A 21,216-nucleotide genomic window follows, 5' to 3' on the forward strand; every position below is an offset into this window, starting at 1 on the left:
GGTTGACAATGGGAATTACGGCGAAGAGAGTGATTACAAAAAAGCCGGAAGTATTGGCGCCTGCTGGAACGCTTGAAAAACTAAAAACCGCTATCCGTTATGGGGCGGATGCCGTCTATATTGGTGGCAATGCGTATGGCTTAAGAAGTCGTGCTGGAAACTTTACCTATGATGAAATGCGGGAAGGTGTGGCATTCGCAAATAAGGCAAATGCAAAAGTGTATGTGGCGGCCAATATGGTTGCACATGAAGGAGATGTTGATGGGGCGGGTGCATTTTTCCGTACGCTTCGAGATATCGGTATTCGGGCGGTCATTGTATCTGATCCAGCTTTAATTGAAATATGCGCGACAGAAGCGCCAGGATTACCGATTCATTTATCGACACAAGCTTCAGCGACGAATTATGAAACGTTGAATTTCTGGCAATCGGAAGGCTTGGAACGTGTTGTTTTGGCAAGAGAAGTCGGGATAGCTGAAATAAAGGAAATTCGTCAAAAAACGGATATAGAAATTGAAGCTTTTATTCATGGGGCGATGTGTATTTCCTATTCAGGTCGTTGTGTGCTATCGAATCATATGTCAGAGCGTGATGCCAATCGCGGGGGCTGCACACAGTCCTGCCGTTGGAAATATGGTTTGTTTGATATGGAGGAGTCGGGTGAACGTCACTCATTGCTTGGCGGTGATACTCTTGAGGAGTTTTCAATGAGTGCAGTGGATATGTCGATGATTCGTCATATTCCTGATTTAGTGGATAGTGGTATTGATAGTTTTAAAATTGAAGGGCGCATGAAATCAATTCACTATGTATCAACGGTGTCGAATGTTTATCGTCGAGCAATTGATGCGTATTGTGATGACCCGGATAACTATGAGTGTAAACAAGAGTGGGAAGACGAGTTATGGAAAGTGGCACAACGGGAGTTAGCGACTGGTTTTTATTATGGAACACCGACGGAGCGTGGGCAGTTATTTGGCAAGCCACGCAAAATTCAAGCGTATAGTTTTATTGGACAAATATTGGCTTATAATGAAGAAACCCAAATTGCGACCATTCAACAACGCAATCATTTTGGGCTAGGAGATGAGGTGGAGTTTTATGGGCCACGGTTTACACACTCACATCAAACGATCGATGTATTATGGAATGAGCATGATGAGCCGATTGAGCGTGCACCCAATGCCATGATGATTGTGAAAACAAAAGTAACAGTTCCTGTAAAATCATTTGATATGATTCGTAAGAAGAAGTGAATGTAGAAGAAAGTATCCTCTGTGCATGTATGCATAGGGGATTTTCACCTTTGAAAAAAGAAAAAATGAGGGTTGCAGGTCTTTATATTTATGTTAAAATATAATTATAGAATGGTTTGAATAGTCAGAAATAAGTAGCGTTGTGAGGTGTTTGGGATGAGGAAGCTTGGAAAAAAGAAATCGAGCTGGTTAGTTGGTTTAGTTAGTGCGTGTTTGCTCCTGCTAGTTGGTTTTAATGAGCATCCTCCTAAGCAGGTAGAGATGACGGGGATGATTAGTGTTGCCCATCGTGGAGCTTCTAGTTATGCACCTGAAAACACACAAGCTGCTTTTCAAAAAGGACTGGAGCTTGGGGCGGATTTTTTAGAGTGTGATGTTCATCTTTCAAAAGATGGCGAACTTATTATTATGCATGATGATAAAGTAGATCGAACAACGAATGGTAAAGGATTCATCAAAGATTATACGCTAGCTGAATTGAAGGAACTTGATGCTGGAGTGGTATTTGATCCTTCTTTTAGCGGAGAAAAGATCATTACACTCGATGAATTGCTGGATGAGTTTTACGGTGAAATTGGGTTGCTAATAGAGATTAAGAAATCGAGTTTATATCCGGGGATTGAGGAAAAAGTGGTTGCATTATTAGAAAAGCACGGAGATGTAAGCGGTATCATTGTCCAGTCGTTTGATATTGAATCAATGAGAAAAATACATTCCTTGCTACCAGAATTACAGATTGCCATTTTGATGAAGCCGTCTACTCTGCTTCCATCCACTAAACGGATTGAAGATTTAACGTCTTTTGCTACTTACATCAATTTTAATGTTTCGTATATTAATAAGCGAATGGTAGATCGCATTCATACATATGGTGGAAAAGTGTTGGTTTGGTCGAAGAAGGATCAACAATTGATTGCCAAAGCATTTCAATATGGGGTAGATGGCATTATTACAGACTTTTCACAGTGGCCGGTTGAAGAGGCTACTTTTATAGCCAGACAGTAGTCAAGAAAAAAAGAAGTATTCCGCAAGATAGTTGGAATACTTCTTTTTTGTTGTGGCTACTAATTAGTTGACATCATCCACACGAACATTGAAATAAGCATCAATAATCATTTGCATCGTCTTGTCGTTCATGTCTAGATGTTGGACAGCTGTTCCTTCGATAAGGCGCTGTGTATTACTGTCGTCAAAGTTGAATGAGCGAGACAAGTAAGCATTGAAAACACTAATCATGCCGTTTAATTGCTGCTCTTCAGTAGTCAATGTCTGGACATCGACATCTTCTATAATGGCTAATTGATTAAAATTGAGTGCATTTTTAATCATGGTTAACAGATCGTAATTCGTTGCTGGAGATGGATTTGTAATGTTGTAAATGACGCCAGCTTCTGCTTTTTTTGCTGCGAGCGCTAAAATGTCGGCAACGTAATTGACAGGAACAAGATTCGATGTCGCATTTTTACTACCGATGACGTGGTAAATGGTATCAGCATTACTTGCTTTTCGTATAACTCGTCGTTTGAATACATCGAGGGCACGCATGAAGCCATAAAGGGTAAATTCAGAATCAGCTTCTCCTGTTTCAGAGTCTCCAACGATGATCGATGGTCGGAAGATGGACACTGCCATTTGGTCGGCATAGGAAAGGACAAGATGTTCAGATTTCACTTTACTTTCTTCGTATGGATTATGGATTTCCGAATTGATGGGATATAACTCTTCTACTCCATGTGATCGTTTCCCGACAGTGTAGGCCGTGCTGACATAAAGGAACTGCTTCACGTGCAATGTTACAGCAAGCTCCAAAGCATGTTCTGTCCCACCGTAATTGACGGTGAAAAGTTCTTCACGTAATTCCTCATCGAATTTCACAAGAGCCGCTATGTGATAAAAAAGATCAACTTTTCCTGTTAGTTGTTGAATTGTCTCCTCTGATAGTCCACAGAACGGCTGTGTAATATCTCCATGTAATAGCTTAATTCTGCTATCAGCTTGTCCAGCAAGATTAGCGACTAGCTTTTCCGCCTTTTCCATATCTCGTACAAGTACGAATAATGTATGATCAGTTGTTTCGAGTAAGTTATTTAGTAATTTACCACCAAGAAAACCGGTGGAACCTGTTAAAAGAATGGTCAATATTGTTCCCTCCATGAATAGAGGTGAGAATAATCTCCCTCCAATTGCTATTCTTATTATCGCATAGTTGGCGTTATAAGTGGAAAATTAGCCTTCAGTAAAATTGACAGTTTCGCTTCATTCACGTAAATTTAAGGGTGGTAGAGTTGTGCTTATCCTTTATTCAACATGGATTTAAGCCTCTTCGAATTTCAAATACATGATAAATCGTTCACATAAATAAGTGCTTTTAGTATGAGGAGGAAAATGATGATGAAAAAAGCAGAGTTTTTGCCGGTCATTCTCGGCTCTGATGATAATGCATATGGTATGGCAAGGGCCTTTCATGAACAATACGGCATCACAAGCATTGTCGTGACAAAAGGGCATATCTTACCGACAATGCATAGTAAAATTGTAGAAAAGAAAATTTATGAGCGATTAGATGAACCAGAAATATTTGTTCAAAGTATGTTAGATCTGCATAAAGAACTGAAGGACCGTGCTGACAAGTTACTTGTCGTTGCGAGTAATGAAAACTACGCAGAACTTGCAATTCGCAGTAGGGCAGCACTCGAACCACATTATGTTCTGCCATTTATCAGCGAAGAGCTAATGGATCAGGTTGTTTATAAAGAACGTTTCTATGAAATGTGTGAAGAACACGGGCTTGATTATCCGGACACGGTTATTTTCAAAAAAGGAATGGATCCAGAAATGGATTTACCGTTCGGTTTTCCAGTCGTTGTCAAACCTTCGGATAGCATGACGTATTTCAATGCGCAATTCGAAGGGAAAAAGAAAGCGTATGTGCTGCATGATAAAGCAGCATTTACAGATGCTATTCGTAAAATCTATTCATCGAGTTATACAGATTCACTTATTATTCAAGATTATATCCCTGGTAACGATACTGTTATGCGCGTCCTTAACGCCTATGTCGATCAAAACGGCAAAGTACGCATGATGTGCCTTGGACGAGTTGTGCTTGAAGATTATACACCTATTCTTATCGGCAACTATGTAGGTATTATCGGGGAAGAAAATCAAGAGATCTATGCACAATATAAAAAATTTCTTGAAGCTATCAACTTCCGCGGTTATGCAAATATCGATTTGAAATATGATAGACGCGATGGCAAATATAAAATATTTGAATTGAATATTAGACAGGGAAGAAGTAGCTATTTTGTCACTACGAATGGCTATAATATGGCGAAATACCTTGTGGAAGACCGGGTTAACAACAGTGACTTACCCGTTGAATACGGTTCGAACAGTCGACTATGGCACGGTGTACCAAAAGACTTGCTTATTAAATATACGATGGATGAAGAACTGAAAGCCCAGGTCATTGATCGGTTTGCCAAAGGACAGGCAGAGCGAACATTGTATTATCCCGCGGATCTTAGTTTTATTCGGAAATTTAAGTTGAATTCATTTTACAAAGATTACTACAAACGTTTTGAAACGCATTTCAAATTAAAGGACTAAGCAAAACGCCGCATATACGTGGCTGACAAGGTTTGCAACTGGAGGTACTGGTAATGGCTGTACTTGATAAATCGAATCTAGCAGATGTGGGGAGGTACGATGACTTCGTCCGCAATTCACCATACGGTTCCATGATGCAAGATCGTTTGTGGGCAGAAGTGAAGGACGATTGGGGAAATGAGTGTGTCTATCTTGAACAAGACGGCAAAATTATCGCCGCGCTGTCCATTCTTATAAAAAGATTGCCGGGCGGTTATTCCATGCTCTATGCAACAAGAGGACCGGTGTGCGACGTCACGGATTTGGCACTTGTTCAGAAGCTGTTAAAAGAAGTAGATGAAGTAGCGAAAAAGTATAAAGCTATCATGCTAAAGTTCGATCCGGAGATTACCTATTCGGACGAGCTGTATGCTCTTTATAAAAACGCAGGCTTTCATTTAACTTCGAAAGACGACGAGCAGGAAAAACTCATTCAACCACGCAAGAACATGATCCTCTATTTGGAGGATCACGATGAAGAAAGTATTATGATGAAGTTTTCGAAAAAGGGACGCAGTACAATTAGAGGTGCTGAGAAAAAAGGTGTCCAGGTTCGTTATTCGCGTAGCGATGAAGATATTGAACTGTTTTATGAGACGTATCGAACGATGTCGGAACGCAATAATATAACGACGCGCTCAGTGGACTATTTCAAGAAAATCCGTGATTCATATGAAGAAGCAAGAGTTTATATTGCTTATCATGAGGAAGACATTTTAGCGGGGGCATTGACTATCAATTACCACGGCAAAATGTACTATCTGTACGCTGGAAGTACGAATGTCAAACGGAATTTGAATCCCAATCACATTATGAATTATGAAATGATAAAATGGGGTATCGAAATGGGTGCTACCCAATATGATTTCGGTGGTTTTTTTGAAGTGTCGGATGGATTGTATATTTTCAAAAAAAGTTTTTGTGATAAAGACGGTCCAACTGAGTATATTGGAGAGATTGACAAAGTATATAAACCGTTGATGTATAACATCTTAGAAAAGGTCATTCCGATGGTGAAGCGTCTGCGTAAGAAACCAAATCAGCAATGACTTGACTTGAATCAGCTGGAAGCTCAAACTCCCTGCTGATTGGGGAGAAATGAAGTTCAATTTCTCCTTGTCAAGCCTCCGGCGGATGTCAGGGATTTTGAGGGGAGTTAATTTAAGAACGCAGTCTAAAATCGCCGCGTCCTGCGGCAACGACTGCATGACCTACTTCCTGTAGGCCCCAATTCAAAATCCCGACGCAATTACGCCAAGGCGCAATTGATGAAGGAAATTTATAAGTGAAGGTTTTGACAAGTATATGGAAAAGAAAACGTTAGGTATCATCGGTGGCGTGGGGCCACTTGCTACAATGTTGATAGGCGAAATGATTGTCCGCTTGACAGAGGCAGAAAAAGACCAAGATCATGTAGATATGATCATTACCAATAATCCACATATTCCCGATCGTACAGCTTTTATATTAGGGGAAAGTGAAGAGGATCCAGTGCCGGTTATCCTATCAGATGCACAACGGCTGACGGTGGCAGGCGCAGAAATTCTAGCTATTCCTTGCAATACAGCGCACTCCTTTTTTGGACAAATCGAGGAGGGAACAAATCTTCCTGTTATCGATATGATTGGGGAGACTGCGGCCAGGGCTGCACAAGGCGGCGCCAAGCGTGTGGGTATTTTAGGGACAACGGGAACGATTACAACGGGCGTATATCAATCGGCCTGTGAACGGTACGGGATGACACCGATTATACCTGATGCGCATATTCAGTCTGTCGTCATGTCACTCATTTATGATGATGTGAAGGCGGGAAAACCGGCTAATAGTGAGAAGTGGTTCATCATTAAAGGTGCGATGGATCAAGCAGGGTGTGATAAAGTAATTCTTGGCTGTACAGAATTATCGGTTGTTCGACAGGAACTTGGCCTTGGCGATGAGTGCATTGATTCGCTACTTGTTCTTGCAGAAACGGCGATTGAAAGATGTGGCCATACCGTTAAAAAGTAAATAAGACGTCTGGAGGCGAATCGTTGCTTCTAGGCGTTTTTATCATTAGTACGGGCAGATGTGATACACTGAAAAGACTAGAGTGAAGGTGGGGATAAGAATGTCCTTCTTAGAAAAAATGGATGATCAGTTCAAAAATAAGTGGAAGTTCGAGCACGAAATGCCAATCCAAACAAAATTGATTCCAGAGATGTTGGCAGGTAAAGATATCGTTGCGGAGTCACCGACAGGTTCGGGTAAGACATTGGCTTTTGTCTTGCCGATTTTACAATTGGTGGATGGCGATAAAAAACAGACGCAAGCATTGATTATGACGCCATCACAGGAGCTGTCGATGCAAATCGTTAATGTCATTAGGGAATGGGTTGAAGGAACAGGAGTCACTGTTACTCAACTAATTGGTGGGGCTAATATGCAACGCCAAATTGAGCATTTGAAAAAAAAGCCGACGATTGTTGTTGGAACACCAGGTCGTTTAGCTGAGCTTGTGAAAGTAAAGAAATTGAAAATGTATGATATTCGTCATATTGTACTGGACGAAGGAGATCAGCTCCTATCACGTGATCACCGTGTAGTTGTCAAAAATATGATTGAAGCAGCAAATCCAGACAGACAAGTCATTGCTGTATCTGCGACTATTACAGAGGAAATCGAAGTAGTTGCCAGTAAATTTATGAATAATCCTGTTCGTATTCAAGTCGGTGCTGAAGAAATGCCGAAATCGGGTAAAGTCGTCCATTCATTTGCGAAGACCGATGTACGAGATAAGACGGACGTCTTACGAGGAATTTCTCATTTAAAAGGAATCCGTGCTCTTGCCTTTATTAATAATGTCGATCAGCTTCGGATGAAAGAAATGAAGCTCAAGTACAACGAGGCACCAATTGCGGTTCTTCATTCCGAAATGAAGAAATTCGAGAGACAGCAAACATTGGACAGTTTCCGTAAAGGTGAGTTACGTGTACTAATCGCGACGGATCTTGCAGCACGTGGGTTGGATATCGAAGGGTTAACGCATGTTATCCACGTAGACGTGCCTCATACGATTGAGCAATACTTACACCGTTCGGGTCGAACAGGACGGGCAGGCGAAGACGGAGAAGTGTTAACGTTGTTGTCCTATGCAGAAGAACGTGATTATCGTAAACTGACTAAAGGTATTAAAACAGTTCAGAAAGTATGGTATAAAGGTCAGCTGACAGAAGGTAACTCGAAGACGGTTGGCAATGTTAAAAAGAAATAATGAAAAAGGGCTCTCCTGTGAATCGGTATGGATTCAGAGGGGAGCCCTTTTGTCGGATTAGATTTCAGTTAAAATAATTGGTGCTCCTTTTGTGACAATTACTGTGTGCTCGATTTGAGCAACGAGGGAATTATCAGGTGTGACGAATGTCCAACCGTCACCTAATTCGATAATATGCTCAGCTTTCTGTGAGATGAAAGGCTCAACAGCTAAAACCATACCTTCTTTTAGCAGTGTTTTATCGGATGGGTCAAAATAGTTTAAAATATGTTGGGGTTCTTCATGGAGAGATTTACCAATGCCGTGACCCGTTAAATTTTTAATAACTGTCAGTCCGTGATTTTTTGCTTCGCGCTCCACAGCTTTACCGATTCTATTAAGACTAGAACCTGCTTTGACATTTTTCATAGCGAGCTCGAAGGCACTTTTTGCCACGTCGCAAAGCTGTTGTTTTTTTTCATCAGGTGTTCCAACAACAAAAGAGATACCTGTGTCGGCAAAATAGCCGCCGTAAGAGCCAGAGACGTCAATATTGACGAGGTCGCCGTCCTGAATAACGCGAGCGCCTGGGATGCCATGGGCAACTTCATTGTTGACACTGATGCATGTATAACCAGGGAAATCGTATTGATCGATTGGTGCAGAAACGGCACCTTTTTCTTCAAAGAGACGTCCACCGAGTTCATCAATTTCCTTTGTTGTTTTACCTGGAACAGTCGCTGCTTTGAGTGCTTCGCGGATTTCCGCAACGATTTTGCCGATTTTTTTTAACGCTTCGATATCCTGTTCAGTTTTTGCAATCATTATGCACAAATCCTTTCTGCCGTTCGTTTTTTCTATATTACACTATATCATATTGCAACGCGGAAAAAAGCCTGCAAACCATTTTAAAGTTTGCAGGTTGGTGAATTACTTTTTGGGAATCCTCACATCTGTACTTTTCTTATTGGTAAGTATTTTTCGTACAATTGGATAGACAATAGGTGCGACTTTAATAGCTGTTTTAACTAATTTACCAAGATTCAAATTCATCCTACTCCTAAGAACAATATTTGTTAGTCAATTCCCGTGTTTCAAGTGTGTTAAACCTTATTTTAATACCTTGACGCCCTGAATGACATTCCAAATCACAATGATAATGAACAGCAGCCCATAGATTAACATGAAAAGAAAGGGGGTTAGCTGCCAAAAACCAAACCCCAAGTCTTCACCGGACATGCCACTTATGCGGGTTGTAAAAGAAAACATTGAAAAAGAAAAAATAATTAATCCTGCAATTAGTAATACAACAGGAACAAGATGTGATACAAGAGATCGTTTAGCATGAAATTTAATTTCTCGGTCATCAGTAACAAAATAAATAATGACTGGTAGAAGTAAAGGGGCTAAAAAAACACTGAAATAGCATAAGGAAGCCAATAGTTTATTATTTTGCAAAGGAATCCCTCCGTTGTCCATCAATTATACTAGGTTAATTAGTATACCTGTTAATTATCTTGCTTAAAGATTCACTATCTTATACAATGAACTAGATAATTGAATAACTCGAACCACAAGGGGGGCCTATTTTGGCTGAGATTGGACGATTTGTCCTGACCCTTCGAACCTGTAAGATTATTCTTGCGTAGGGATGTGGATGGTAATCGTCATATTTATGATGTCCCATTCTATCCGGGATGTCTTTTTTTATGCCCACATTCCTACGCCAACTAGAAGGAGGAAGAAATTTGGATCGTAAACGTCTGCAGTTTTTATTAGAAGTAGCCATTTTAGGGGCAATTTCATTTGTGCTCGATCAAATCGGCTTCAAAATGCCACAAGGTGGCTCGGTTACATTGTCAATGTTGCCGATTATCGTCATGGCATTTCGGTGGGGGATTCTTGGTGGTATGTTGACGGGATTTGTATCCGGTTCTTTACAGGCTCTAATGGGTGGCTATATTTTGAATCCAATACAAGCCACACTCGATTATTTTGTAGCTTACGCACTGGTTGGCGTCGCGGCGGTTACACTTGGTTGGCTGTTGAGTAGCAAAGCGAAAAGTAATAAAGGGTCGATGGTCACGGCGATAGTTGTCGGGACGATTATCGGTGGATTACTCCGCTACCTCATCCATTTCATAGGGGGAATAGTGTTCTTTGGTTCGTATGCACCCGAAGGGCAACCGGTTTGGCTTTACTCACTTGTATACAATGGCAGTTATATGATTCCTGCAATTATCATATCAGCCATCGTCGCCTCGTTATTATTCACATCAGCACCACGTCTACTTCAACCTAAATAAAAATCGCCGTTCTTCTCAAAGGAGGAACGGCGATTTTTCTATTTAGCGGATGTTAGCTGTTTTCTTTTGAAAAAAATAACGGCGGCAATGGCTGCTGTTAGAAACAGTGCTGCAGCTGAAACAAATAATTCATCCACACCGTTTTTCACTGCAATCCCTATAAATGCCCACATGAAGACACTGCTGAGCGCTATATCAGCATGATGGTATAGGAAATGGAATGCAATCGCAGTAGCGAAGGTCAAATAAATGACTGTCCATAATGGATCACTTAGTCCCCAACCAGACCATTCATGTAGTGTCAGGACATAACTGACATTAGCAATAGTCACTACAAAAATCCAACCAAGGTTAATGGCAATCGGAATTCTGCCGAACAATTGGTTGTCTTTCTTTGGATAGGAAAAATAAATGCCCAGTAGCACGGCAAGTAGTAGTGCCATAAAGACAATTGTCCAATTAAAGAAGCCGTAATGCCAAAGCAGAAGCCATACGATATGGAGCAGACAACTAGCTACAAACAGGGTAGCCCTCCAATTTTGTATTGTCTGGTTAGCATTGAGGTTATTGTGTCTAAAGCCGTACAGCCAGAAGCCGAGCAACACATAAATGATTGCCCACAGTGCAAAGGTATATCCTGCTGGCATAAAAAGCACTGGTAACCTATTTGCGATTTCTACGGTTGTGTTTCCGTTAAAAGTTGTACTATTTGCTGCTACATTGACAAGGACAACTGCAATGAGCGAAAGGGTCATCATCATAATTCTATACATATTCAAATCCTCCTATTGAATAGTATACATAGGAAAGGCCGAGCTTGCGAAAGAAAGTATGAAGTTTCCGTCACAATTTAACTTGAATCAGCAGAAGCCCCCTGCTGATTAGGGGAACTCAGACTAAGAACGCCGCGTCCTGCGGGCGCAATTCGAAATTTGGACACAATTACGCCAAGGCGCAATTGATTAATTTCTGCCGAAGTTTCATGTTATAATAAAAGGGTGTTTTTAGAAAATTTAGAACGGTCCAAGGGGGAAATAATGTTGACACAACAAACGTATTCTGAAGTATGGGATCTGGATGTATTTTTCGAAGGTGGAAGTGAGTCGCCACAATTGCGCACGCACCTGGATGATGTGAAGGAAAAGCTCAGTTCATTAGAAGAAGCAGCTCGTGCATTTCAAATTCCAGTGTCAGCTGTTGCGGCAAACGAAGTGGCAAATCTTATCGATTCGATAAAAGATGTGGCGCTAAACATGTCACAAGCAGGTGCTGTTATTGGCTGTTTCCTAGCAGCTAATACAACAGATAAAAAAGCATTAATTCTCCAAGGGGAAACGACTACGCTTAGCGCAAGGTTCTCGACAGTGATGTTGAATATTCAGCAAACACTGGCAAAAGCGAATGAGGATATATGGCAAGAGCTTATGGAATCGGATGAGCTGAAGGAATTTGCATTTGTACTTAATGAGTGGCGCGAAGAAGCTGCTTTGAAATTATCTGAAGAGGAAGAAAGTATAATCACAGCCCTAAGTGTTGATGGTTATCATGGCTGGGGACAATTATATGACTTACTTGTCCGAGATATAAAGATTAAAATCCAAATAGATGGTATGGAAAAAGAACTGTCAGTTGGGCAAGCTAATAATTTAAGTTCACACGCGGATGCTGATGTTCGAAAGCGGGCATTTGAAGCATTAGAAGAAGCATGGGGAGCGAAAGAAGATTTCTTTGCTTCTGCACTAAATCGTCTTGCAGGATTTAGACTTGCGGTATATAAGAAACGTGGCTGGGACTCTGTCTTGAAAGAGCCGCTTTTGCGTAACCGCATGAGCGAAGAAACGCTAGATGCAATGTGGAGCGCAATTAGTGCTAGCAAAGCACCATTTGTAGAATACTTGAACGTTAAAGCAAAAATGCTTGGTACGGAAATGATGAATTGGTATGACATGGATGCACCTGTGACAGCTTCGACGAAGAAGATGGACTACCAAGCAGGTGCACAATTCATCTTGCAACATTTTGGAGAATTTGGTCCTGAGCTAGAAGCGTTCTCAAGAAAGGCATTTGAAGACAGCTGGATTGAGGCGGAAGATCGCCCTAACAAACGACCAGGTGGTTTCTGCACGGGTATGCCGATGTCCGAGCAGTCACGTATTTTCATGACGTATAGTGGGACGATGTCGAATGTTGCAACGCTTGCCCATGAACTTGGTCATGCGTTCCATTCTTATGCGTTACGTCCGGTTCATTGGATGAATCGGCAATATGCAATGGGCGTTGCGGAAACAGCATCGACATTTGCGGAAATGATTGTTGCGGATGCAGCTGTGAAAGCAGCAGCAACGAATGATGAGAAAATTGCATTGTTAGAAGATAAAATTCAGCGTAGTGTAGCATTTTTCATGAATATTCATGCGCGATTTTTATTTGAAACAAGATTTTATGAGGAAAGAAAAAATGGCATTGTTTCTGCAGACAGACTGAACGACTTGATGGCAGAAGCACAGCAAGAAGCTTACGGGGGGGCACTGGACGCAACACATCCACACTTCTGGGCATCAAAGCTCCATTTCTATATTACAAGTACGCCGTTCTATAACTTCCCTTATACATTTGGCTATTTGTTCTCGTTAAGCATTTACGCTAAAGCGTTGGAGGAAGGCCAAGGATTTGAGCAGAAATATATAGCGCTACTACGCGACACAGCGGTAATGAGTGTTGAGGATCTTGCGATGAAACATCTTGGTGAGGATATTTCCCAGCAGGAGTTTTGGGCAAAGGGAGTAGCATTATGTGTGAAAGACGTTGAGGAGTTCTTGGAACTTACTTCGGTAAAAGGGTGAATAGCTATTGATTTTGCTTGAAGGAAAAACTTGTTATTTGCGAATATTGACAGAGGAAGACGCGGCGCTCTTCACGGAATTGCTTACTGCTAATAAAGACTATTGGTCTGTTTTTGAACCACGCCATGAAATGAGTTATTTTAATGTTGCTGTTCAAAGGGAGAAAATTAGAGAGTCCATTTATCAGATGCGAGACAGAAGAGAATATAACTTTGGTATTTTCGATACCAATTCAGGAAGGTTAGTTGGGCATATCTCGCTATACAGTATTAAAAGGCTGCCCTTTTCGAGTGGTTTCGTGGGCTATTCGATTGATGAAAGAGAGATAGGGCGGGGACTTGGAACAGAAGCGGTTCGTCTTGTCACTAATTTCGCATTTGGAAAAATGGCCTTACATCGAGTAGAAGCATTCGTTTCACCTCGCAATATCGGCTCTATGAAAGTTCTAGAAAAGGCAGGCTATTGTCAAGAAGGTTTGATGCGCAAGCTACTCTATATTAACGGTGTTTGGGAAGATCACTATATGTATGCAACAATCGAGGACGATTTTTGAAGGGGTAAGAATACTTTGCGAAAATGGGCAGTAAAGATAAAAAGCCGATACCTGTAAAAAAGGTATCGGCTTTTGTCTAGCTATAGGCGCCAGACGTTTTCATTTCTTGTCTATTTCCCGGGGAATAAGTCGATTAGTTTTTCGTTGCAAAAGCATAGCCATCGACAATTATATCGAGTTTACCCGTATCTGGGTGGGCAACAAGTCCGTGAATCGGTACTGTTGTATCCATTAAAGGGTGATTGCGGACGATATCCACACTCATTCTGACACTTTCTGTCACATCACTAAAACCATGAAGCCAATCTTCCATGTCGACGCCCGAATATTGTAGTGTTTTGAAAAGGTTTTTATCAATTCCTCGATCAACCATCTTATCGATAATTTGATTTGTGTTAATGGAACTCATTCCACAATCATAATGTCCAACGATAAATACCTCATCAGCTTGTAATTCATAAATAGCCAACAGCAAGCTTCGCATAATTCCACCAAAAGGATGGTTTACAATCGCGCCAGCACTTTTAATGATTTTGGCATCTCCATTTTTTAAGTTCATAGCTTTAGGTAACAATTCAGTTAGCCTTGTATCCATACAAGTCAAAATAACGATATGCTTGTCCGGAAATTTTGTTGTCGCATACTGTTCATATTGTTTCTCGATGACGAATGATTCATTAAACTCAAGGATTGTAGAAAGAATTGTCATAGTATAACCTCCAGTAACTTTGATTAGTCCTATATTACAGAAAAAGATGCAAAAAGAAAAGAGCTGCCTAGATGGCAACTCTTAAAATTTGTTTTCTGGTTTTGGATCAATTGTTACTGAGCTGCTAGAATCGAAAGCGCTCGAAAGATAGTGCATCGTAAACGCTGCTGCCAAACCGAGGCAGACTGCATAACCGATGACTGTAGTGAACATTAAGCCCATGTATAAGACCCCTCTCTACAATGATAGTTAGCCTCAGCTCTCATTATACAGTATAAAGTCTTTTTTTTTAAGGGGTAATTTAAATTAAGTCATGAATTGTGAAGTTTTTTAGAAGGCCCAATTGCCTGCACGGAATACTGGCTCAGTAGATCCATCGTCGTAGACTCCATCAATATCCATTTCTTCAGAGCCAATCATGAAGTCGACATGAGTGATACTTTGATTCAAACCGTGCTGTACAAGCTCTTCCCGGGACATCTGTTTGCCGCCCTCGATACAAAAAGCATAAGCACTGCCAAGCGCAAAGTGATTCGAAGCATTTTCATCGAACAGTGTATTGTAAAATAAAAGTCCCGATTGTGAAATAGGCGATGCATGTGGCACAAGTGCGACTTCACCAAGATGTTTGGCACCTTCATCTGTATCGATTAGACGTTGTAAAACTTCTTGACCTTGTTCAGCTGAAACATCTGTTACACGTCCATCTTTAAAGGTGATTTTGAAGTTATCGATGATGTTTCCGCCGTAACTTAATGGTTTTGTGCTAGATACATAGCCATTGACGCCAGTTTTTAATGGCACAGTGAAAACTTCTTCAGTTGGCATATTCGCCATGAATGTATGTCCTTTTTCGTTGACACTGCCTGCACCACACCATAGATGACCTTCCGGTAACTCGACTGTTAAATCAGTTCCGGGTGCTGTGTAGTGAAGTTTATGGAAGCGCTTGTTATTTAGGTAATCAACTTTAGCGTGTAAGTTGTTGTCGTGGTCAATCCAAGATTGAACTGGATTGTCTTGGTCTGCACGAACAGCTTTGAAAATAGCCTCCCATAATGCAGACACTTGTTCATCTGCTGGAAGATCAGGGAAAACTTTGGCAGCCCATGCTTCGGAAGGTGCTGCAATAACTGTCCAGCTAATTTTGTCAGACTGGACATATTGACGGTACTTATCGAGAGCCTGACCAGCGGCTTTTTGGAAATCGGCAATGCGTAAAGGGTCAATCCCTTTTAAAAGATCGGGACTTTGAGAAACGATGCTCATGAATGCCGCGCCTTTTTCTGCAAGTTGTTCGCGCTCCATTACTTTCCATTCTGGAAATTCACCAAAAGAATCAGCTGGCGCTTTTTCATAACGTAAACGGGAAATGACATCATCAGCCCAGTCTACAAATACGTGACGAGCTCCTGAATCATAAGCCTTTTCTGTGATGACGCGAACGAATTCGGCTGCTTCAATTGAAGCGCTGATATAAAGATATTGGTTTGGTTGAATATTGACGCCTACGTTTACTGCAAGTTCTGCATAGCGGGACAATTGTTGTTCAAAAATCGACATGAATGATTGCTCCTTTCCTTACTATTCATAATAATACCAAGATAACTATCTTGCCTGCAACGTAAACATTATTTGACAGGTTAAGACGGTTGACTAGAACTTACTACATTTATTCTATGGCTCTTCCTAAAGAAATTAAGAAATATGCCGAAATAAGAAGAAGAATGGAATTATTGGAGGTTCAATGTATGGATGTATCAACAGTTTTTGGGCTAATCATAGGTATTGTTGCACTTTTGGTGGGAATGGTTATGAAAGGTGTTGCACTAGGCAGCTTGTTTAACGTAGCAGCCATCCTCATCATCATAATGGGGACGATTGCGTCTGTTGTTATCGCTTTCCCGATGAATGAATTGAAACGTGTACCTAAACTTTTTGGTGTGATTTTCAAAGAGCAAAAACTTGCATCGGATGCTGATATTATCCGTATGTTTTCCGGCTGGGCGGACGTCGCTCGACGAGAAGGATTATTATCGCTCGAGGCAAAGACGGACGAGATACAAGATCCATTTTTAAAAAACGGCCTTGGTTTAGCAGTTGATGGACAAAATGCCGATTATATCCGGGATGTTCTGAGTGAAGAAGTCGATGCCATGGAAGAGCGTCATTCAGCCGGATCTCTTATTTTTTCACAAGCAGGCACATATGCACCTACACTAGGGGTTCTAGGAGCAGTTATTGGACTAATCGCAGCACTTAATAATATGAATGATATTGATGCGTTAGGAGCTGCAATAGCCGCTGCGTTTGTAGCCACATTACTTGGTATATTTACCGGATACGTTCTTTGGCATCCATTTGCCAATAAGTTGAAACGTAAATCGGCTGATGAAGTTCGTCAAAAAAAGATGATGGTTGAAGGAATCCTCTCTGTTCTTGAAGGGGAAGCACCACGTGTGATCGAGCAGAAGCTAGCATCTTATCTATCAGCTAATGAGCGACTTAAATTAAATGCTAAAAATGATGATGGTAAGAAGGAGGCGAGCCGGTTTGCGGAAGAGACGTAAGAAGAAACAAGAAGCTCATCATGTTAATGAATCCTGGCTTTTACCATATGCCGACCTTCTGACTCTTCTTTTCGCGCTTTTCGTGGTGCTATTTGCATCTAGTTCAGTGGACGAAGCCAAATTTAGCAAGATGTCATCAGTTTTTAATCAGATTTTTGATGGTGGCTATGGCATGATGGATAATGCGACACAAACAACTGTGCCTATACCAAAAGATTCAATCGGTTCTAACGAGGAAAATACATCCTACTTGGAAGATCAAAAGTCACTTAGCGAAATTCAGGGAAACTTGGATGAGTATATTGCAGTGAATGAGTTGGAAAATCAATTTGCAACAAAATTGACGGATGAGGGATTGCTTATCACAATAAGAGATAGTATTCTTTTTAGTCCAGGTAAAGCGACAATCCGTGAAGAGTACAAATCGATTGCTGGCGACCTTACTGACCTACTCGTATTTGATCCGCCTCGCCAGATTGTTATAGGTGGACATACCGACAATGTCCCCATGTACAATTCTGAATTTCAATCAAACTGGGAACTTAGTGCGATTCGGGCCGTGAATTTTTTAGAAATTCTCGTTGAAAATGACAAAATTGATCCACTACTCTTTAGTACAAAAGCGTATGGGGAAAATTTACCGATCGCATCAAACGACACAGCAGAGGGCCGGGATAAAAATCGGAGAGTAGAAGTACTTATTCAGCCACTTGTGCTCAAAGATGGAACTTCATTTGAATAGTAAATTCATCAAAAAAATTCACCCGTAGAAATATCTACGGGTGAATTTTTTTGAATTCAATCTACTCATCTAGTTATTTTCTTAATGAACCAAGCTCTGCAACAATGGCTTGCATTTCATTAGGTGTAATTGTGTCACGTTTCATGACCATTTCGTACATATAGTGCAAATCTTCATATTGTGAGGTACTAAAATTCTCCGCTTTCATTGCATCAACATTGACCATACGAAGTTTTTCTTTAATCTGTTCAATCATATACATAACGTTTTCTGGCGTTGGGTTAGATAAATCCATGAATGTTGTCCACCTTTCATAAGCTTGGAACTTATCATTTCATTAATCCAACGGAGTGTCAACTGAAAGTTAAGCGGCTTTCTTTGCATCGGCCTTTGCTGCTTCCTCTTCTTTCATTTTTACATGGAAACGTTTTGTTTCATAGACGATAACACCAGATAAGCCAAGCAGTCCGATTAAGTTCGGAATTGCCATGAGCCCATTCATGACATCAGCGAATGTCCATACAATGTCGAGTGTTGCTGTTGCCCCTACGAAGATAAAGCCGACAAAGGCAATACGATAAAATCGGACATACTTTTGATTTGGCACGAGGTATTGGAAACATTTCTCGCCATAGTAACTCCAGCCTAAAATGGTGGAAGAGGCAAAGAAAATTAGGCCGATAGCAACGATGTATGGCCCAGCACTACCAAGGAAAGTACCGAATGCTGCGGCAGTAAGGTCACCTGCTGAAATCGATGGATCTTTCCATTGTCCAGACATAACAATCGTTACACCTGTAATTGAACAAATAATAATAGTGTCAAATAGTACTTGTGTCATTGAAATAAGTGCTTGACGTCCAGGAAGATCCGTTCTGGCAGCCGCAGCGGCGATTGGAGCAGAACCAAGGCCGGCTTCATTGGAGAATAGACCACGGGCAACCCCGAAACGAATAACGGTACCGATAGCTCCACCCGCGAGTGCCTGTCCACTGAATGCATCTGAGAAAATGAGTCCAAATGCAGCAGGAACCAGGTTAAAGTTCATGACAACGACAATGGCACCTGCGATAAAATAGAACAATGCCATGATTGGAACGAAAAATGCTGTCACTTTACCAATTGATTTAATACCACCGAGGATAACTAACGCTCCGAAAATGAGGAGACCGATACCCGTAGCCCAGTGTGGAACATTGAAAGTAAGCTTCATGACGTCGGCAACTGCTTTTGCTTGCGTACCATTCCCAATACCGAATGCTGCAAGAGCACCGAATAGGGCGAAAAGGATACCGAGCCATTTTTGTTTCAATCCATGCTCAAGGTAATACATGGGTCCGCCGGCCATTTGGCCTTGTGAATCTTTTACGCGGTATTTAACAGCTAAAATAGCTTCTCCGTATTTTGTTGCCATCCCGAAAAACCCGGCTAGCCACATCCAGAAAATTGCTCCTGGCCCCCCCATGACTACGGCTGTTGCTACTCCGACGATATTTCCGACTCCGACTGTTGCAGCCATAGCTGTCATAAGTGCTTGGAACTGTGAAATATCTCCGTCTGCTTTTTTATCATGGTTTTTTGAAAAAACTTGTCTTAATGAATACGGTAAAAGCCGTACTTGAATAAATCCTAGTCTGAATGTCAAGAAAATACCTGTTCCAACGAGTAGTATAAGAAGTGGCGGCCCCCAAATAATTCCACCAATCTTATCTAAAAAACCTTGTACTGCGTCCATTCCCTTACCCCCTTTGTGAGTTTGACAGTTCTTTAACTAAATTTTAGTAGAATGCTTTTTGTAAACGCCCCCTTTCGCTGTATTAAATAAATAGTCCTAATGTTAATATTCCGAAAGTTTACAACTTTCGTCAAGTCTTTTTTTTATTAACTGACTATATTGTTTGTTTATCTTTGCTTCAGGGTATAATGATGTATGCGAATTAGTTGAAATTGGAGGGTTTAACATGAGTAATAGTAAATTTGGTAAATTTATTATTCTGGGAGCGCTTGTCGGTGCAGTTGCAAGTATGTTTGACAGAAGTACGCGTGAACAGGTGACAATAAAATCGAAGGGGCTTGTCTCCGAAATCGCTTTTTATTCAAAAAACCCGGATATCTTAAAATTCAAGGTGCAAGAGAAAACAGACAAGTATCAATCGCTTTATGAACAGTTAGCAGGAGATGCCGCATACATTAAAGCGCAGGTTGAAGAGTTAAAAACGTTAACACCGCAAGTGAAGGAGCTTGTGATGGATACAAAAGAAACATTTATCGAGTCGAAGGATGAATATAAAGCAATTGTAAATGAGGCACAAGAATAACTGGATTTTGAAGGGAGTGATGACAATATGCAAGAAAAAGAACGTTTTACTCCTGACAAGAAAAAAAGTAAAGTTAGACAAGAAATTGATCGTTTTGTAGGTGAAACGGCGTTTTTAAAGTTTTACGATGATGTCGTAGAAGGGGACCTTGATAAGTTTGATATCACGACAACCCAAGGGTTTTGGAAAGAGCTACTGATTCGTATTAAGAAAATAGATGTGACTGGATTAGCTTCTCAGTTAGCTTTCTTTTTTCTGTTATCTCTATTCCCGTTACTAATTTTTTTAATTACATTACTGCCATTTCTGAATATTGATGATACCCAAGTCTTTTTATATATTCGAGAGTATGCACCTGCGAGTGTTGCTATGCTCATTGAGGATACATTGGCAGAAATCCTGACGAATAGGAATGGTGGTTTACTGTCGGTCGGTGCACTTGCTACAATCTGGTCTGCATCTAAGGGGATGAACGCGCTTACGAAGGCTTTAAATCTGTCTTATTATACCGCAGAGACACGCTCCTACGTCGTCACACGTGCGCTGTCATTAGTATTTACGGTGTTATTGATTGTTGTCTTTCTCATTGCACTTATTTTACCGGTATTCGGGAGGCAAATAGGTATTCTTGCATTTTCGGTTTTTGGATTAGAGGAAGGATTTCTCGCTATATGGCAAAGCTTGCGTTGGAGTATACCACCTGTTCTTATTTTCCTCGTATTTGTAACCGTTTATTGGGTAGTTCCGAATATAAAACTCCGTTGGAAAAGTGTTATTCCGGGGGCAGCGTTTGCTACAATAGGATGGATTTTGACTTCGTTTGTATTTTCATTTTACGTCGGAAATTTTGGGAGCTTCTCGAGTACATACGGCAGTATTGGAGCGATTATCGTTCTGATGATGTGGTTGTATTTCTCTGGAATTATTTTGATGCTCGGCGGACAGCTTAACGCGGTTATGTCAGAGCGGGAATCGATAAAATTGATGAAGAAAAAAGGCGATGCGACCATATAAATGGTGTGCATTGCCTTTTTGGGGT

At 41.0% G+C, this 21,216-nt stretch carries 23 protein-coding genes and 1 riboswitch; of the genes, 13 read left to right on the forward strand and 10 right to left on the reverse strand.

The window, feature by feature from the left end; translation table 11 throughout:
* Positions 1-8 precede the first annotated feature (8 nt).
* Both R2B72_RS10455 and R2B72_RS10460 read left to right on the forward strand, forming a co-directional pair.
* Positions 9-1,256: a U32 family peptidase gene (locus R2B72_RS10455; RefSeq protein ID WP_318616460.1), complete on the forward strand. Its 1,248-nt coding sequence runs from the start codon at positions 9-11 to the stop codon at positions 1,254-1,256.
* Positions 1,257-1,412: 156 nt separating this feature from the next.
* Positions 1,413-2,261 (forward strand): glycerophosphodiester phosphodiesterase, encoded by an 849-nt coding sequence (locus R2B72_RS10460; protein ID WP_318616462.1) that lies wholly within the window; start codon positions 1,413-1,415, stop codon positions 2,259-2,261.
* 63 nt (positions 2,262-2,324) lie between these two features.
* On the opposite strand, the gene R2B72_RS10465 is transcribed toward R2B72_RS10460, so the two are convergent.
* Positions 2,325-3,395 carry an SDR family oxidoreductase gene (locus R2B72_RS10465; protein ID WP_318616463.1) on the reverse strand — a complete coding sequence of 357 codons (1,071 nt, stop codon included), beginning with the start codon at positions 3,393-3,395 and terminating at the stop codon, positions 2,325-2,327.
* 249 nt (positions 3,396-3,644) lie between these two features.
* Between R2B72_RS10465 and R2B72_RS10470 the strand changes: the two genes are divergently transcribed.
* The 4 genes from R2B72_RS10470 to R2B72_RS10485 all read left to right on the forward strand — a co-directional run bounded on the left by R2B72_RS10470 (position 3,645) and on the right by R2B72_RS10485 (position 8,157).
* Positions 3,645-4,868 carry an ATP-grasp domain-containing protein gene (locus tag R2B72_RS10470; protein ID WP_318616464.1) on the forward strand — a complete coding sequence of 408 codons (1,224 nt, stop codon included), beginning with the start codon at positions 3,645-3,647 and terminating at the stop codon, positions 4,866-4,868.
* Between the two features lie 53 nt (positions 4,869-4,921).
* Positions 4,922-5,956, forward strand: coding sequence for a lipid II:glycine glycyltransferase FemX (locus tag R2B72_RS10475; RefSeq protein WP_318616465.1), 1,035 nt, complete (start codon positions 4,922-4,924; stop codon positions 5,954-5,956).
* Between the two features lie 256 nt (positions 5,957-6,212).
* Positions 6,213-6,914 carry an aspartate/glutamate racemase family protein gene (locus tag R2B72_RS10480; protein WP_318616466.1) on the forward strand — a complete coding sequence of 234 codons (702 nt, stop codon included), beginning with the start codon at positions 6,213-6,215 and terminating at the stop codon, positions 6,912-6,914.
* Positions 6,915-7,014: 100 nt separating this feature from the next.
* Positions 7,015-8,157 carry a DEAD/DEAH box helicase gene (locus tag R2B72_RS10485; RefSeq protein WP_318616467.1) on the forward strand — a complete coding sequence of 381 codons (1,143 nt, stop codon included), beginning with the start codon at positions 7,015-7,017 and terminating at the stop codon, positions 8,155-8,157.
* Between the two features lie 57 nt (positions 8,158-8,214).
* Here R2B72_RS10485 and map read toward each other — a convergent pair whose 3' ends face one another.
* The 3 genes from map to R2B72_RS10500 all read right to left on the reverse strand — a co-directional run bounded on the left by map (position 8,215) and on the right by R2B72_RS10500 (position 9,594).
* Complete coding sequence (gene map / locus R2B72_RS10490; RefSeq protein WP_318616468.1) at positions 8,215-8,961, reverse strand: type I methionyl aminopeptidase; 747 nt, start codon at positions 8,959-8,961, stop codon at positions 8,215-8,217.
* Between the two features lie 105 nt (positions 8,962-9,066).
* Positions 9,067-9,183, reverse strand: coding sequence for a hypothetical protein (locus R2B72_RS10495; RefSeq protein ID WP_318616469.1), 117 nt, complete (start codon positions 9,181-9,183; stop codon positions 9,067-9,069).
* A gap of 63 nt (positions 9,184-9,246) precedes the next feature.
* Positions 9,247-9,594, reverse strand: a complete 348-nt coding sequence (locus R2B72_RS10500; protein WP_318616470.1) for a DUF4870 domain-containing protein — start codon at positions 9,592-9,594, stop codon at positions 9,247-9,249.
* Between the two features lie 108 nt (positions 9,595-9,702).
* Positions 9,703-9,805: riboswitch (TPP riboswitch) on the forward strand.
* A 79-nt stretch (positions 9,806-9,884) separates the two neighbouring features.
* Between R2B72_RS10500 and thiT the strand changes: the two genes are divergently transcribed.
* Positions 9,885-10,442 carry an energy-coupled thiamine transporter ThiT gene (gene thiT, locus R2B72_RS10505; protein WP_318616471.1) on the forward strand — a complete coding sequence of 186 codons (558 nt, stop codon included), beginning with the start codon at positions 9,885-9,887 and terminating at the stop codon, positions 10,440-10,442.
* Positions 10,443-10,480: 38 nt separating this feature from the next.
* Here thiT and R2B72_RS10510 read toward each other — a convergent pair whose 3' ends face one another.
* The gene (locus R2B72_RS10510; protein ID WP_318616472.1) at positions 10,481-11,215 is read right to left on the reverse strand and encodes a tryptophan-rich sensory protein; all 735 of its coding nucleotides are present in this window, start codon (positions 11,213-11,215) and stop codon (positions 10,481-10,483) included.
* A 267-nt stretch (positions 11,216-11,482) separates the two neighbouring features.
* Between R2B72_RS10510 and R2B72_RS10515 the strand changes: the two genes are divergently transcribed.
* The gene (locus R2B72_RS10515; RefSeq protein ID WP_412177824.1) at positions 11,483-13,285 is read left to right on the forward strand and encodes a M3 family oligoendopeptidase; all 1,803 of its coding nucleotides are present in this window, start codon (positions 11,483-11,485) and stop codon (positions 13,283-13,285) included.
* 7 nt (positions 13,286-13,292) lie between these two features.
* Complete coding sequence (locus R2B72_RS10520) at positions 13,293-13,838, forward strand: GNAT family protein (RefSeq protein WP_318616474.1); 546 nt, start codon at positions 13,293-13,295, stop codon at positions 13,836-13,838.
* A 133-nt stretch (positions 13,839-13,971) separates the two neighbouring features.
* Here R2B72_RS10520 and R2B72_RS10525 read toward each other — a convergent pair whose 3' ends face one another.
* The 3 genes from R2B72_RS10525 to R2B72_RS10535 form a co-directional block, all read right to left on the reverse strand.
* The gene (locus R2B72_RS10525; RefSeq protein WP_318616475.1) at positions 13,972-14,547 is read right to left on the reverse strand and encodes a carbonic anhydrase; all 576 of its coding nucleotides are present in this window, start codon (positions 14,545-14,547) and stop codon (positions 13,972-13,974) included.
* An 81-nt stretch (positions 14,548-14,628) separates the two neighbouring features.
* Positions 14,629-14,769 (reverse strand): hypothetical protein, encoded by a 141-nt coding sequence (locus R2B72_RS10530; RefSeq protein WP_318616477.1) that lies wholly within the window; start codon positions 14,767-14,769, stop codon positions 14,629-14,631.
* A 108-nt stretch (positions 14,770-14,877) separates the two neighbouring features.
* Complete coding sequence (locus R2B72_RS10535; RefSeq protein ID WP_318616478.1) at positions 14,878-16,110, reverse strand: aminopeptidase; 1,233 nt, start codon at positions 16,108-16,110, stop codon at positions 14,878-14,880.
* 188 nt (positions 16,111-16,298) lie between these two features.
* Between R2B72_RS10535 and motA the strand changes: the two genes are divergently transcribed.
* Together motA and motB are read left to right on the forward strand one after the other, a co-directional pair.
* Positions 16,299-17,117 (forward strand): flagellar motor stator protein MotA, encoded by an 819-nt coding sequence (gene motA, locus R2B72_RS10540; protein WP_318616479.1) that lies wholly within the window; start codon positions 16,299-16,301, stop codon positions 17,115-17,117.
* Positions 17,101-17,859: a flagellar motor protein MotB gene (motB, locus tag R2B72_RS10545; RefSeq protein ID WP_318616480.1), complete on the forward strand. Its 759-nt coding sequence runs from the start codon at positions 17,101-17,103 to the stop codon at positions 17,857-17,859. The genes motA and motB overlap by 17 nt, the downstream gene beginning before the upstream one ends.
* Positions 17,860-17,932: 73 nt before the next feature.
* On the opposite strand, the gene R2B72_RS10550 is transcribed toward motB, so the two are convergent.
* Positions 17,933-18,154 (reverse strand): DUF1128 domain-containing protein, encoded by a 222-nt coding sequence (locus tag R2B72_RS10550; protein ID WP_318616481.1) that lies wholly within the window; start codon positions 18,152-18,154, stop codon positions 17,933-17,935.
* 69 nt (positions 18,155-18,223) lie between these two features.
* The gene (locus tag R2B72_RS10555; protein WP_318616482.1) at positions 18,224-19,594 is read right to left on the reverse strand and encodes a sodium:alanine symporter family protein; all 1,371 of its coding nucleotides are present in this window, start codon (positions 19,592-19,594) and stop codon (positions 18,224-18,226) included.
* 226 nt (positions 19,595-19,820) lie between these two features.
* Between R2B72_RS10555 and R2B72_RS10560 the strand changes: the two genes are divergently transcribed.
* Together R2B72_RS10560 and R2B72_RS10565 are read left to right on the forward strand one after the other, a co-directional pair.
* Positions 19,821-20,177: a YtxH domain-containing protein gene (locus R2B72_RS10560; RefSeq protein ID WP_318616483.1), complete on the forward strand. Its 357-nt coding sequence runs from the start codon at positions 19,821-19,823 to the stop codon at positions 20,175-20,177.
* Between the two features lie 27 nt (positions 20,178-20,204).
* Complete coding sequence (locus R2B72_RS10565; protein WP_318616484.1) at positions 20,205-21,191, forward strand: YihY/virulence factor BrkB family protein; 987 nt, start codon at positions 20,205-20,207, stop codon at positions 21,189-21,191.
* Positions 21,192-21,216: the final 25 nt, after the last annotated feature.

The sequence above is a fragment of the Sporosarcina sp. YIM B06819 genome, from assembly GCF_033485175.1.
Lineage (GTDB): Bacteria > Bacillota > Bacilli > Bacillales_A > Planococcaceae > Sporosarcina.